At 56.8% G+C, this 13,560-nt stretch carries 14 protein-coding genes; 9 read left to right on the top strand and 5 right to left on the bottom strand.

The annotated features are described in order from the left end of the window. Position 1 precedes the first annotated feature (1 nt). The gene (locus ACFPDR_RS03775) at positions 2–1,087 is read right to left on the bottom strand and encodes an ABC transporter ATP-binding protein (RefSeq protein ID WP_022983206.1); all 1,086 of its coding nucleotides are present in this window, start codon (positions 1,085–1,087) and stop codon (positions 2–4) included. Positions 1,088–1,170: 83 nt separating this feature from the next. Next, on the bottom strand, positions 1,171–2,208 hold the full coding sequence (locus ACFPDR_RS03770; RefSeq protein WP_009454900.1) for an ABC transporter substrate-binding protein: 1,038 nt from the start codon (positions 2,206–2,208) through the stop codon (positions 1,171–1,173). A 224-nt stretch (positions 2,209–2,432) separates the two neighbouring features. Here ACFPDR_RS03770 and ACFPDR_RS03765 point away from each other — a divergent pair, with 224 nt between their 5' ends. Next, positions 2,433–3,356, top strand: coding sequence for an NAD(P)-dependent oxidoreductase (locus ACFPDR_RS03765; protein WP_247966492.1), 924 nt, complete (start codon positions 2,433–2,435; stop codon positions 3,354–3,356). Position 3,357: 1 nt separating this feature from the next. On the opposite strand, the gene ACFPDR_RS03760 is transcribed toward ACFPDR_RS03765, so the two are convergent. The 3 genes from ACFPDR_RS03760 to ACFPDR_RS03750 are packed head-to-tail and all read right to left on the bottom strand — an operon-like array spanning position 3,358 to position 6,111. Then, positions 3,358–4,881, bottom strand: coding sequence for a sensor histidine kinase (locus ACFPDR_RS03760; RefSeq protein WP_060186623.1), 1,524 nt, complete (start codon positions 4,879–4,881; stop codon positions 3,358–3,360). Beyond that, positions 4,878–5,564, bottom strand: coding sequence for a response regulator (locus tag ACFPDR_RS03755; protein WP_022983208.1), 687 nt, complete (start codon positions 5,562–5,564; stop codon positions 4,878–4,880). Before ACFPDR_RS03755 ends, ACFPDR_RS03760 begins: the two co-directional genes overlap by 4 nt. Continuing rightward, complete coding sequence (locus tag ACFPDR_RS03750) at positions 5,545–6,111, bottom strand: RNA pyrophosphohydrolase (protein ID WP_009454891.1); 567 nt, start codon at positions 6,109–6,111, stop codon at positions 5,545–5,547. Before ACFPDR_RS03750 ends, ACFPDR_RS03755 begins: the two co-directional genes overlap by 20 nt. A 64-nt stretch (positions 6,112–6,175) precedes the next feature. Between ACFPDR_RS03750 and ACFPDR_RS03745 the strand changes: the two genes are divergently transcribed. The 8 genes from ACFPDR_RS03745 (at position 6,176) to ybgF (ending at position 13,471) form a co-directional block, all read left to right on the top strand. Then, the gene (locus tag ACFPDR_RS03745) at positions 6,176–7,912 is read left to right on the top strand and encodes a proline--tRNA ligase (RefSeq protein ID WP_060186622.1); all 1,737 of its coding nucleotides are present in this window, start codon (positions 6,176–6,178) and stop codon (positions 7,910–7,912) included. Positions 7,913–7,983: 71 nt separating this feature from the next. Further along, a complete protein-coding gene (ybgC, locus tag ACFPDR_RS03740; protein ID WP_035273401.1) occupies positions 7,984–8,409 on the top strand; it encodes a tol-pal system-associated acyl-CoA thioesterase in 426 nt (141 codons plus the stop codon). A 2-nt stretch (positions 8,410–8,411) separates the two neighbouring features. After that, on the top strand, positions 8,412–9,086 hold the full coding sequence (gene tolQ / locus ACFPDR_RS03735; RefSeq protein WP_009454887.1) for a protein TolQ: 675 nt from the start codon (positions 8,412–8,414) through the stop codon (positions 9,084–9,086). Beyond that, complete coding sequence (gene tolR / locus ACFPDR_RS03730) at positions 9,086–9,532, top strand: protein TolR (RefSeq protein ID WP_035273311.1); 447 nt, start codon at positions 9,086–9,088, stop codon at positions 9,530–9,532. The genes tolQ and tolR overlap by 1 nt, the downstream gene beginning before the upstream one ends. A 50-nt stretch (positions 9,533–9,582) precedes the next feature. Next, positions 9,583–10,701 (top strand): cell envelope integrity protein TolA, encoded by a 1,119-nt coding sequence (gene tolA, locus ACFPDR_RS03725; RefSeq protein ID WP_115634346.1) that lies wholly within the window; start codon positions 9,583–9,585, stop codon positions 10,699–10,701. A gap of 15 nt (positions 10,702–10,716) precedes the next feature. Beyond that, the gene (tolB, locus tag ACFPDR_RS03720) at positions 10,717–12,027 is read left to right on the top strand and encodes a Tol-Pal system beta propeller repeat protein TolB (protein ID WP_009454880.1); all 1,311 of its coding nucleotides are present in this window, start codon (positions 10,717–10,719) and stop codon (positions 12,025–12,027) included. Between the two features lie 34 nt (positions 12,028–12,061). Beyond that, positions 12,062–12,565 (top strand): peptidoglycan-associated lipoprotein Pal, encoded by a 504-nt coding sequence (gene pal / locus ACFPDR_RS03715; RefSeq protein ID WP_009454878.1) that lies wholly within the window; start codon positions 12,062–12,064, stop codon positions 12,563–12,565. A 216-nt stretch (positions 12,566–12,781) separates the two neighbouring features. Beyond that, on the top strand, positions 12,782–13,471 hold the full coding sequence (gene ybgF, locus ACFPDR_RS03710) for a tol-pal system protein YbgF (protein ID WP_022983212.1): 690 nt from the start codon (positions 12,782–12,784) through the stop codon (positions 13,469–13,471). Positions 13,472–13,560: the final 89 nt, after the last annotated feature.

Raw genomic sequence — 13,560 nt, 5'->3', positions numbered from 1 at the left:
CTTATGCCGACAACAGCATGCAGTGTTCAGGGTGCAGGTTAAAGCGTACGGTATCGCCCTCTTTCACCTTCACGTCTGGATCAATACACACCAGAAGCTGCTCTTTACCCACTTTGACCTCGGCCTCGTAGGACTCACCGACGAACTCCAGGGCCTGGACCTGACCGTGGAACAGGTTCTGCCCCACTTCATTGGCCTGGCTGCTGACACGAATAAATTCCGGGCGAATGCACAAGGTAACTTCGGTGCCCACGGGCAGGTCACGCTTCTTGCAATGCAGTTGGCCCAGTTCGCATTCCACAATGGTGGAGTCTGCACGCTGCTCCAGCACTTTGGCGCTGATCTGGTTGGCACGACCAATAAAGTCGGCCACAAAGCGGTGATCGGCATCAAAGTAAATTTTTTCTGGCGTACCAATTTCCAGAATCTTGCCACCTCGCATCACAGCGATGGAGTTGGACAAGGCCAATGCCTCGACGCGATCATGCGTCACGTACACAGCGGTAATGTCCAGACGGCTCAGAAATTCGCGCAGTTCTTTACGGGTTTCTTCACGCAGCTTGGCATCCAGGTTACTGAGCGGCTCATCAAACAAAATGACTTTAGGCTCGGCCACCAGGGCTCGGGCCAATGCCACACGCTGCTGCTGACCACCGGACAGACGCGTTGCGGAACGCTGATCCACCCCTTCCAGCTGCACAAACTTCAGGATGTTCGCGACTTTTTCACGAATCACCTCTTTGCGCTCGCCGCGCACTTGCAAGGGGTAAGCAATATTATCGAACACCGTCATGTGCGGCCAGATGGCGTATGTCTGAAACACCATGCCCAAACCGCGCTTTTCCACCGGCACAGCAATATTCTTGGCGCTGGACCAGACGATCTCGTCCCCAATGCGGATTTCACCCTCGTCTGGGGTTTCCAGACCAACAATGCACCGCAGCAGCGTGGTTTTGCCGCAGCCGCTGGGCCCTAACAGTGTGAAAAACTCATTAGCGGGAATCGTCAGGTTGATATTGTCCAAAGCCTTGAAGGTTTTGCCCTCTGAGACATAGGTCTTGCTTAGGCCGGTAATTTCAATTTGCATAATGAGTAAATGTTTTCAATAAAAATAAGGCGAGGCGCCAAGGCGCCCCGTTCTAGACGAACCTGTCGTTCTTGTCGTCCCGATTAACGGACGGCGAAGATACGGCTGAATTCGCGGCCCCAACGGACCAGTTCTTCGTCGCTCAGGTCGCGAATAGGCTCGACCTTGGCTTTATCGATCCCCGCAACCGGAGGGTGTACCCCTGGAGCCAGGACGTATTCGCCAACCTTGTTGGCCAGAATGCCCATGGCTTCATTACCCAGCCAGTAGTCCAGGAACACGCGAGCAGCATCAGGATGCGGGGCATTCTTGGTCAGGGCGATGGCACGTGGGGAGCCCAGCAAGGGCTGATCCGACATGGGGCCCCAGGCCAATGGCGCAGGCGACTTGGTCACGATGTACTTGGGCATGGAAATGGCAATCAACTTCTCGCCACTTTCAATAGGAGCCGGAGTTGGGCCAAACGAGGCCACGAACATGGGCTTGTTGGCAGCCAGGCCTTTCAGGAAGTCCAGCCACTGCTCTTCACTGCTAAAGACCTTTTCCTTCAAACCAATCAGCCAGCCAATGGTGGAGGGGTGGTTGGAAGGGTTGGCCATCACAATCTTGTCTTTCCACTTGGGATCGGCCAGATCTTCGTAGCGTTGTGGCGCATCCTCGGCCTTGAGGTGGTCCGTATTATAGATATAAGACACATATTCGATGCCAAATTGAATAATCGAATCGTCTTGAATGGCCCACTCGGGGTAGCCCTGCACGGCTTCGGACTGATGGGGAATCAGCACGCCCTGCTCTTTGAGCAGTTGCAGCATGGGCAAGGGAGCCTGAACCACGTCCGCCATCAACTTGCCGGCGTTGAACTCGGTCAGGATGGTGGGGATGAACTTGGAGCTGGAAATACGGGTGTATTTGCCTTCAATGCCTTGCGCTTGTTGCAAGGCCTTCATGATGGGCTCTACCGCCGTGATGTTGGCGTAGAAAACAGCCTGGCCTTGAGCCTTTGCTTTTTCCAGTACGGCTGCGTCTGCCGCCCACGCCGCCCATGGCAAAGAGGTACTCATAGACGCCAGTCCGGTGGCACCTGCCAGCTTCAAGAAACGACGACGATCAAAAGTGGTCATAGGATTCAAGTTCCAGTTAATTAGCCAGGAAATTATGTGCGCCCATCATAATCCAGACAGGCAAATTCCATTTATTACAGATCTATGTTTGGTTTAGAACATGAGGGGCCTGACGCCGTCAAGCCTAAAACGTTTTGCCGCTTATTCGGGCAGGCAAAGATCAAGCCGATAAAGCTGCGCTAAGCTGTACGATCGAACAGATTATTTTCAAGGAGGCCCGCGCCATGACCCCATCCATTCAGCCTAAACACTATGAACCCGCCAGCCCGCAAAAAGTGGCGTTCATTGGTCTGGGGGTGATGGGCTATCCCATGGCAGGACATCTGGCCCAGGCAGGGCATCAAGTCACGGTGTACAACCGCAATCCAGCCAAGGCGGAACAATGGAGTAAGGAGTTCAAACAGGAATGGGCCGCTACACCAGCCCTGGCCGCTGCCCAAGCAGACATTGTCATGGCCTGTGTGGGCAATGATGATGACTTGCGCTCGATTTTTCAGGGGCCGAACGGTGTGCTGGCAGGCATGAGGGCAGGGAGCCTGTTTATCGACCACACCACTGCCTCCGCCGAAGTGGCCCAGGAACTGGGAGCACAGGCGGCCAAGCAAGAAGTTGCATTTATCGACGCCCCCATTTCTGGCGGACAGGCGGGTGCCCAGAAAGGCATGCTCAGCATTATGTGTGGTGGGCAAGCTGAGGATATGGAACGCGCCCGCCCGCTGATGATGAGCTACGCCCAGGCCTGCACCCTGATGGGGCCCTTGGGGTCCGGGCAGCTGTGCAAGATGGTGAACCAGATTGCCGTTGTCGGACTCTTGCAAGGTCTGGCCGAAGCCATGGCTTTTGGTGAACGGGCCGGACTGGATATGGAGCAGGCCCTGTCTGTATTGACCAAGGGTGCGGCGCGCAGCTGGCAAATGGAAACTAAAGGCCCCACAATGCTGGCCAGAGACTTTCAGCCCGGCTTTACCGTGAACTGGATGTTGAAGGACCTGGATTTGGTGCAGCGGGAGGCACAGCGTAATGGGGCCCAGCTTCCCGCAACCCGCTTGATTCAGGAGCAGTTTGCGAAGATTGCCCAGCAGGGCCATCGCGATTGGGATATTTCTACCCTGTTCAATCTGCTGGCCCGTCCAAACGACGCGGCTTAATTCACGTGTTTTCTGGTTTAGGCGCTTCGGGCTGCAGCAAGGGCAAGCGTAGCGTCGCCTTCAAACCGTAGCCGCCCATATCGTTGGGCTCCCCATCGGTCAGCACAATCGTGCCGCCATTGCGCTCGGCGTAAGCCAGCGCAATGGCCAGACCCAGCCCGGAGCCAGAACCCCGTCCACCCTTGCGTGCCGGGCCGCCCCGGTCAAAACGTACAAATACGCTTTCACGCAAACTGGCGGCCAAGCCCATGCCGTTGTCGGTAACGCTGATCCAGGCCAGCTTGTCGTCATGCCCGGCAGAAACCGTAATTGCACTGCCACTACCAGCGTGATTGATGGCGTTGTGAATCAGGTTGGAAACGGACTCGTGAATCTCGGCATCGCTGGCATACACCCACAAAGGTGCCTGCTCGCCCTCTTCTCCTGGCCCGATCCAGCCCAGATCCTGACGATGCTCACGGGCCAAAGGTAGATATTGCAACACCACCTCACGCCCCAGACTGGCCAGGTCAACCTGCCCCTGGCTCATGGTGGTGGTATGACTGGCATGAGCCAAAGCCAGCAACTGCTCGGTCAGGCGAGTGGCCTGCCCCAATTGCTTGATGATCGCCCCCAGGGATTCGCGTACACGCTCGATATCCGGTTCACGGCGAGCGTATTGGGCCTGGGTATGAATGATCGCCAAAGGGGTGCGTAATTGATGCGAGGCGTCGGCCAGAAACTGGGCCTGCCGATCCAGCACGGAACGATACAACTCAATATGGTGATTGACCGAACGCACCAAAGGCACTACTTCACGAGGAACATCACGCTCGTCCAAAGGCTGCAAGTCGTCCACGCTACGGTTACGCACTTCCTGTCGCAAGGCCTGCAGGGGGCGCAAGGCCCACGCTACGGCAAACCAGACCAGCGCCACGGCTATCAGCAACATACGCAAATTGCGGAAAATGCCTTCGCGCCAGGCTTCTTGCTGGGTGCGCAAACGCAAATCCAGGCTTTCACCCACCATGACCAGAACCTGTCTATGCTGGCCTTTGTAGTGCAGGTCCCGCCACAAGGCCACCATGCGCACGGTGTCATTGCGAAAATACGAATCGTAGAAAACCGGCACGCCTTCATGGTCGGCCAGATTGGAAGGACGCGGCAGCCCTTCCATCCCCAGCAAGGTGCGCCCTTTTAACTGATTGGCATCAACACCGCCCAGGTTACGCACCAAAGGGGTGATTTCTTCGACGCGGAAATACTTGCGATTACCCGGTCGGGATTCCAGCATGACCTGCGCATAAAAAGGCGGATCAATACGCAAACTGCCGTCAGTATTGAACTCCACGCTGGTCTCCAGCACTTTGGCCGGTTCCAGCAAGGCGCTGTCGTAGACATTTTCCGTGACCGCGTTCATGGCCAGGTAGTCTTCCCAGCTGTCGTAAAGCAGTAAAGCCACCACCCCCGGTATCAGCAGTACCAGCAGCCAAAAGCGCAAACTGCCTTGCCAGGCATTGGCGGGGGGCGGAGAAGGGGCCGTCATGAAACGCCGGATTCCGCCTCAAGCACTTCCAGCATGTAGCCCAGACCACGCACCGTCACGATGTGCACATCGCTATTGGCCAGTTTCTTGCGCAAGCGATGCAGGACAACCTCGATAGCATCAGGGCTGGCATCGCTATCGTGCTCGAATACTCGGGCAAATAACTGAGACTTCTCTACAGGCATGCCAGAGCGGCTGATCAGAACCAGCAAGGCCGCATGCTCACGCGGCGTCAAATGCACAATGGCATTGTCCAGCAGGAATGCTCGGCTCTCAGGGTTGTATTCCAAAGAACCACAGCTGACCACCGGGGCCACACGACCACGGCTACGCCGTACCAGTGCCGCCAGGCGAGCTTCCAGCTCTTCCAGGGCAAAGGGTTTGGTCAGGAAATCATCGGCACCCAGATTCAGACCACGAACGCGATCCTGCAAGGCACCTTGAGCGGTCAGAATCAGCACAGGAGTGTGATCGCCGCGTTCACGCATCTCGCGCAAAAGCACCAGCCCGTGTTTGTCGGGCAGGCGCAAATCCATCACGACCGCATCATACTCATGGGCCGCCAACAGTACTTCTGCCGAGCGGGCGTCATGAGCGGGATCGGGCAAAAAACCACTTTGCGCCAAGGCCCGCTCCAGCCATGCGGCCATTTCCCGCTCATCTTCAACCAATAATATGCGCATGATCCCTGCTATCTAAGGTATCGGCATCAACTGCGCTTTGCAGGCGCTGACGTAAATAACGATTTTCCTGCCGTCGTCGGAACAAAATATCCGACAGCTCGTTCAGCGCTTGCTGATAGACTTCCCGCTTGAACTCAATCACTGAATCAAGTGGCACCCAATATTGACTCCAGCGCCATGCATCAAACTCCGGCGTCGACGAGGAACGCAGGCAGACATCACTGTCTCGCCCTACCAGCCGCAACAGGAACCAGATTTGTTTCTGGCCCTTGTAATGGCCACGCGCCTCCCGACGTACAAAATGATTGGGCACGTTGTAGCGAAGCCAATCTCGCGTCCGGCCTAATATACGGATATGCTCAGGCAGCAAGCCCACTTCTTCATGCAGTTCGCGGTACATCGCTTGTACGGGTGTTTCACCGTATTTAATACCGCCTTGCGGGAACTGCCAGGCATGTTCCCGAATACGCTTGCCCCAAAAAACCTCGTTCTTGCGATTAACGAGGATAATTCCGACATTAGGACGGTAGCCTTCACGATCTAACATAGGCCACCTCTAACGAATTCAATACAATTAGATCTGATTATACGTACCTGACGAGTTCCCTACCATGCATGCTAGCCAGTATCACATTAATACCCTGAAAGAAGCGCCTACCGAGGCCGAAGTTGCCAGCCACCAGCTCATGACGCGCGCCGGCATGATCCGTAAAGCCGCCGGCGGTATCTATACCTATATGCCGATGGGCCTGCGCGTGCTGCGCAAGATTGAAAACATCATCCGTCAGGAAATGGACCGCTCCGGCGCCATTGAGCTGCTGATGCCAGTCGTCCAGCCTGCCGAACTCTGGGTAGAGTCGGGCCGTTGGGAAAAATATGGTGACGAACTGCTGCGAATCAAGGATCGCCACCAGCGCGACTTCGTGCTGCAGCCTACCTCCGAAGAAGTGATCACGGACATTGCCCGCAACGAAATCCACAGCTGGCGCCAGTTGCCCATCAACTTCTACCACATTCAAACCAAATTCCGTGACGAGCGCCGTCCCCGCTTTGGCTTGATGCGTGGCCGCGAATTCACCATGAAGGATGCTTACTCCTTCGACCGCAATGCCGAAGACGCCCAAGCCAGCTACGACAATATGTACGACGCCTACATGCGCATCTTTGGGCGCCTGGGCTTGAACTTCCGTGCCGTGGCCGCTGATACCGGCTCCATTGGCGGTTCGCGCAGCCATGAATTCCAGGTGATTGCCGATACCGGCGAAGACTTGCTGGTTTACAACCCTGACACCGACTACGCTGCCAATATCGAGCTGGCTCCCGCCCCTTGCCTGCTGGCCGAGCGTGCCGCTCCTGGCCAAGCCCTGGTCAAGACCGCCACGCCTGATGCCCCCAAGTGTGAACTGGTGGCCCAATTCCTGGGCTGTGACCTGAGCCAAACCGTCAAGTCGGTTGTGCTGGCAACGGACGTCGAAGAAGACGGCAAGACCAAGAGCACCGTCCACCTGCTGCTGGTTCGTGGCGACCATGAAGTCAACGACATCAAGGTTTCCAAGCTGGCCGGCTTTGAAAAAGGCCACCGTCTGGCCACGGAAGAGGAAATTGTGGCCACCTTTGGCTGCAAGCCCGGTTACCTCGGCCCAATCGGCACCCGTCAGCCTGTGCAAGTGATTGCCGACCTGACCGTAGCCAACATGAGCGACTTTGTGTGCGGTGCCAACGAAGAAGGCTTCCACTACACGGGCGTGAACTGGGGTCGTGACCTGCCCGAGCCCATCAAGGCAGACCTGCGCAACGTGGTTCACGGCGACCCAGCCCCCGAAGGCGGCAAGCTGGCCATCCAGCGCGGCATTGAAGTGGGTCACGTTTTCTTCCTGGGCGATGTCTACTCCAAGAAGCTGAACGCCACCTTTTTGGAAACTGATGGTAAACCGGCTGTCATGCAAATGGGTTGTTATGGCATTGGCGTCAGCCGTATTGCCGCTGCTGCCATTGAACAAAACCACGACGAACGCGGCATGATCTGGCCCCGTGCCCTGGCTCCTTTCGAAGTGGTGATCTGCCCGATCGGCTTTACCAAAAGCGATGCTGTGCGTCAGACTGCTACTGATCTGTACACCCAGCTCAAAGAGCAAGGTGTGGATGTCATTCTGGACGACCGCGACGCCCGCCCCGGCATCATGTTTGCCGACTGGGAGCTGATTGGTGTGCCACTGCGCATTACCATTGGCGAGCGCGGCCTGAAAGAAGGCATGGTTGAAATGCAGGCACGCCGTGACGCCAGCAGCACCAACGTGCCGGTGGACCAGATTGCCCAGGTCAGCCTGGAGCGTTTGGCCACGCTGTAAGGACTCCAAGCAGGGCTGGCCGTGCGCCATGCCCTGCCCTGCCCGTCAACATAAACTCTTTTACGAACGACATGCTTAATGACAAGTGGGACACCCAGGCTCGGCTTGATATTCGCGTATATTACGAAGACACCGACGCTGGGGGGATCGTATATTACGCCAACTACCTGAAATTCTTTGAGCGTGCGCGCACAGAATGGCTCAGGAACCTGGGCGTAAACCAATCCGATGTGGCCGAGCAGAATCAACGCCTGTTCGTAGTCAAGAAGGTTGAAATACAATATCTCAAACCTGCCCGGCTCGATGATTTGATCTCGGTGCGCAGCCGTATTACCCAGCTGGGTTCGGCTACCATCCATTTCGAACAAGGTGCCCTGCGAGGTGAGGAACTGTTATGCCAAAGCACCATCCAAATTGTTTGCGTTGACGCCAACACGCTTCGTCCAAGCAAGCTGGACTCTGATTTACGTACCCTCTTGGAAAAGGTTCAGGACTGACCATGCAAGCTACTAGCGACCTGTCGCTGATTTCGCTACTTCTCGATGCCAGTATTCCCGTTCAGCTTGTCATGCTGATTCTGTTGGGAATCTCGATTCTCTCGTGGGCCTATATCTTCAGTAAACGGGCTGCACTTAAACGCACGCTGGAACAGACCCGCCGCTTTGAGGACGACTTCTGGGCAGGTGGCGATCTGGCCGTGCTTCAGCAATCCATTTCCTCGCGTCGCGCCGAACACGGTGCACTGGCCCGTATTTTTGAAGCCGGCATGACCGAATTCATCAAGGCCCGTCGCAGCCAAAGCTCGGGCCCAGCCCTGCTGGACGGTCCACGCCGTGCCATGCGCGCCAGCTACCAGCGCGAAATGGACACACTGGAAACACACCTGAACTTCCTGGCCTCTGCCGGTTCGGTCAGCCCATACATCGGGCTGCTGGGTACCGTCTGGGGGATCATGCACGCCTTTATCGGTTTGTCCGGCATGCAGCAGGCCACCCTGGCCTCGGTGGCTCCCGGTATCGCCGAAGCCCTGATCGCCACAGCTATCGGTCTGTTTGCCGCTATCCCTGCCGTGGTTGCCTACAACCGCTTTACCAACGAGCTCGATCGTATCTCGATCCGCTTTGACAGCTTTATCGACGAATTCCTGAACATCTTGCAGCGGCAGGTGAACTGATGCCATCGATGCGTGGAAGCACCGGCCGTCACGGCCGGCGCATGAAAAATGAAATCAACGTCGTCCCTTATATCGACGTGATGCTGGTGCTGCTGGTGATCTTCATGGTCACTGCTCCCATGATTACCCCCGGTCTGGTGGAATTGCCTTCGGTAGGCCAAGCCTCCGAAGTGCCTGCCAAGCCGGTGGAAATCCAGGTTGATAAGGACGGCAAACTGGCCATTCGCTTGCGCGATGCGGGCTCCGAGTTCATGAACATCGAAAAGTCCACACTGCTCAATGAAGTGCGCTCGCGTATGGAGGCCGACAGCCCGGTTGTCATTGCCGCCGACGGCAAGGTTCCCTACGAGACCGTCATGGGCTTGATGGATGAACTGCGCTCCAATGGCATCAACCGCCTGGGTCTGATCGTCGATCGCAACAGCGATCCTGACGCTCGCAAATAACCTCTGGCCGGATAGCGTGCTCGCCGTCCGGCGCGAAAAACCTGAACTGAATGAAGCACAGAACACGCAATACCCGCAATCAGGCGCTGCGCTCGCCTGAGCAAAAGGAAGATCGGCGCGGCTTGCTCATCGCCCTGGGTCTGCACGGGCTGTTGCTGCTCGCCATTTTGGCGGGAGCCCTTTTTTCTGCGCCCAAGACCCCCAATGCGGTGCAGGTCGAATTGTGGATGGACGGTGTCGCACCCGATGCGGCCGTCAATGCTGATCCCGAAGCCCCCGAGGCCGAACCCGAGCCGCAGCCTGAGCCTGAACCGGCTCCAGAGCCAGAACCCAAGCCCGAGCCCAAACCTGAACCGGCTCCGGCTCCCAAGCCGCCTCCAGAGCCTGAAAAGGTCACCCCTCCTGCTGAACCTGAGGTTGATCCCGAAATCGCCCTGGAGCAGGCTCGCAAGGAACGCGAGAAAAAAGAGCGTGAAGAAAAGCTGGAACAGGAGCGTCAGGAGAAACAGCGTCAGGACAAGCTAGCTGCTGAACGTCGCGAACGCGAACAAAAGGAAAAGCAGGAACAGGAACGCAAGGAAAAAGCTGAAGCTGAAGCCAAAGCCAAGGCAGACGCAGAGCGCAAGGCTAAAGCAGAAGCCGACGCGAAAGCCAAGGCCGATGCCGAACGCAAGGCCAAAGCCGATGCAGAAGCCAAAGCCAAGGCGGATGCCGAAGCTAAAGCCAAAGCAGACGCGGAACGTAAAGCCCGTGCCGAGGCCGCCGCCAAAGCCCGTGCCGATGCCGAGCGCAAGGCCAAGGAAGAAGCATTCCGCCGTGCCATGCGTGAAGGTGCCCCCGGACGTGCCGGTGGTACAGCAGACCGCAACCAGGCCGGAGGCGGCGGTGGTGACGGTGGCTACGCCGCCAAGGTGCGCGCTTGCGTGCAGCCTGGCGTGGTCTACAGCACCCCTGCCCGCTCTGAAGTACGTGGCAACCCTGCACTGCAGTACCGCGTGGACCTGAATGCCGATGGCACGCCTAACCGCGTTCAAATCAAACGATCGTCCGGCATCGCGCAGTTCGATGATGCCGTATCCAAGGGTCTTGCCCGTTGCAGCCCTTTCCCCAAACCGCCTAGCGGGCAGTATCCATCGTATATTGATGGCGAATACCGCATGTTCGATTAATCAGGAGATTGCATAATGACCGCCGCTACCCCAGCCCTGGCGACCTTAGGTCGTCATTGGCGCGCCACGGCCACTGGAGCGTTTGCCCTGGCCGCTGGCATGTTCGCCAGCCAACCGGCCCAGGCCCAACTGCGGGTCGATATATCGGGTGTGGGTGCTACCCAGTACCCCATCGCGATCGCCGATTTTGCTGACAACCCAGCCAGCCAATCGCTAGCTGAAGTTATCCGTGCCGACCTGACCCGTTCGGGTCAATTCCAATTGATCAATGCCACTGGTGCTGGTCTGAATGCAGAAAGCACGATTGCCTACGACGAATGGCGCAATCGCGGTGCCGATTACCTGGCCTATGGTTCGGTTGCCCAGACCGGCGGCCAATATTCCATCAGCTATCGCCTGGTGGATTCGGTCCGTCAAACACAACTGGATGGGGTGGCTTTTGCGGGCAGTGAAAAAGAACTGCGCCGTATTTCCCACCAGATTGCAGACCGAATTTATGAAAAAATTACCGGCGTGCGCGGTGTTTTTTCGACTCGACTGGCCTACGTGTTGCAAACAGGCAACAACTACGAGTTACAAATTGCTGACGCGGACGGGCAAAATCCGCAAGTAATGTTGCGTTCTCGACACTCAATCATCTCCCCAGCCTGGTCTCCTGACGGTAAAAAGCTGGCTTATGTGAGCTTCGAAAACGACAAACCTGTTGTATATGTGCAAACTTTGGCCACCGGTCACCGCGAACCGTTAGCTAATTTCAAGGGTAATAACAGTAGTCCCGCATGGGCTCCCAACGGCAATCAGGTCGCTGTTGTGCTCTCCAGAGACGGTATTTCGCAGATTTACACGCTAAATACGGACGGCTCCGGATTGCGCCGCGTGATGCGTTCTCCCTTGATCGATACTGAACCGAGTTTTATGCCCGATGGCAACTCCCTTGTATTTGTGAGCGATCGTGGTGGTGCTCCCAACATTTACAAAGTAAGCCTGGGTGGTGACGATGCACAGCGCATTACCTTCAACGGGAGTTACAATATTTCACCGGAGGTCTCTGCAGACGGTACTAGGCTTGTATACGTCACACGCAGAAACGGTGCTTTCCGAATTGCCACTCAAGATATGGCATCAGGAGCTGAGCAACTGCTGACGACAGGTCCCGACGATCAGTCTCCGAGTTTCGCCCCTAATGGGATGCAGATCTTATATAGTTCTGTTCAGGGGGGCCGCAGTGTCCTAGCTGTGACATCCGTGGACGGTCGCGTTCGTCAGACCCTCTCGTCTTTGAATGGCAAAGTACGCGAACCCACCTGGGGACCATTTACCAACTGACATCCTGTGTGACTCTTTTTCAAAAGGAATTCAAATGAGCTCGCGCATTCTTAAAAGTCTTACCCTCGCCGTTATGGCTGCCGCCCTTGCTGCTTGCAGCTCGGTTCCTCTGGATCAATCTGGCTCCGGTTCAACCGGCGGTACAGGATCGGACTCTGCCAGCGCAGGCCAGATCATGGACCCCTTCAACCCTCAAAGCCCACTGGCACAACAACGCTCGGTGTTCTTTGACTACGACAGCTACGTGGTTAACGACCAGTACCGTGGCCTGGTAGAAATGCACGCTTCGTACCTGAGCAGCCATCCTCAGCAAACCGTACGTATCGAAGGTAATACCGACGAGCGCGGTGGTGCCGAGTACAACTTGGCTCTGGGTCAGCGTCGTTCCGACGCCGTGGCACGCATGCTGGGTCTGCTGGGCGTAAGCAACAGCCAGATCGAAGCTGTGAGCTTTGGTAAAGAGCGTCCAAAAGCATTGGGTAACACCGAAGCTGATTACGCTGAAAACCGTCGCGCAGACATCGTTTACCAACGATAATTCCTGCATCGACCAAGTGGTTCCGACGCCGTGGCGGTTGTTAACGCCGCGGCGTTTTTTATCGGCGCTGTGCCCGATCCACTGAAAATTCGTTATGCTGGACAGCGGGCTCGCCAGGCCTGCACAAAGCCCCCAGATCACAGCCCCCAACAGAGGGGAAACCGGCAGGTGAGGAGCCTGCGCATTGCGGATGCACATTTTTTAACGGACTTCACTATGCACGCTTATAAAAAGCCTTTTCGTCTCGCGACCGTTGCCCTGTTCGCTACGGCCGCCCTGTTCGCCAGCCTGCCGGCCAAGGCCTTTGCTGATGACGAGGCCCGACGCGCCATTTTGGAGCTGCGGCAGCAAATTCGTCAGATGAACGAGCAAAACACCCAGGCTCGCCTGCAATTGGCTGATCAAATTGATACCCTGCGCTCCGAAGTGGTGTCGCTGCGCGGCCAGGTAGAAAAACTGAGCTGGCAAGCCAGCGGCCAAGGCCAGGCCAATAGCCCGGCTCCCGGCCAGCAAAGCCCTCATGCCGCCGACCCACAAGAACAAGCCGTCTTTGATAGTGCCATGGACGCTTACCGAGCTGGCCAATACAAGCCCGCCGCCGATGCCTTTGCCGGTTTTCTGGCCGCCTACCCCTCCAGCGTTCTGGCTGACGAAGTGCGCTTTTACGAAGGCAGCAGCCTGTACGCCGTCAAAAGCTTCAAGACCTCCATTCAGAAACTCCAGGCTTTTGTGAAGGCCTCCCCACAAAGCCCACGCGCGGCTGATGCCCTGATGGTGACAGCCTCCAGCCAGATCGAACTGAACGATCTGAGCGGTGCCAAAACCACCTTGCAGCGTATCGTCAAGGACTACCCACAATCCGAGGCAGCCGAGACCGCGCGCAGCCGCTTGAAATTGCTGGAATAATCACCCAGCGCGCAGTGCCACAAGGACCGGGTTCAGACCCGGTCTGTTTTTTTCAGGTGGCCCATCCTTGCCTGACCTCCACTGCTTGC

It is taken from the genome of Alcaligenes sp. GCM10023179, assembly GCF_042653705.1.
GTDB lineage: Bacteria > Pseudomonadota > Gammaproteobacteria > Burkholderiales > Burkholderiaceae_B > Alcaligenes > Alcaligenes phenolicus.
The sequence above is the reverse complement of the archived record's forward strand: the minus strand, read 5'-3'. Positions and strand labels throughout refer to the sequence as shown.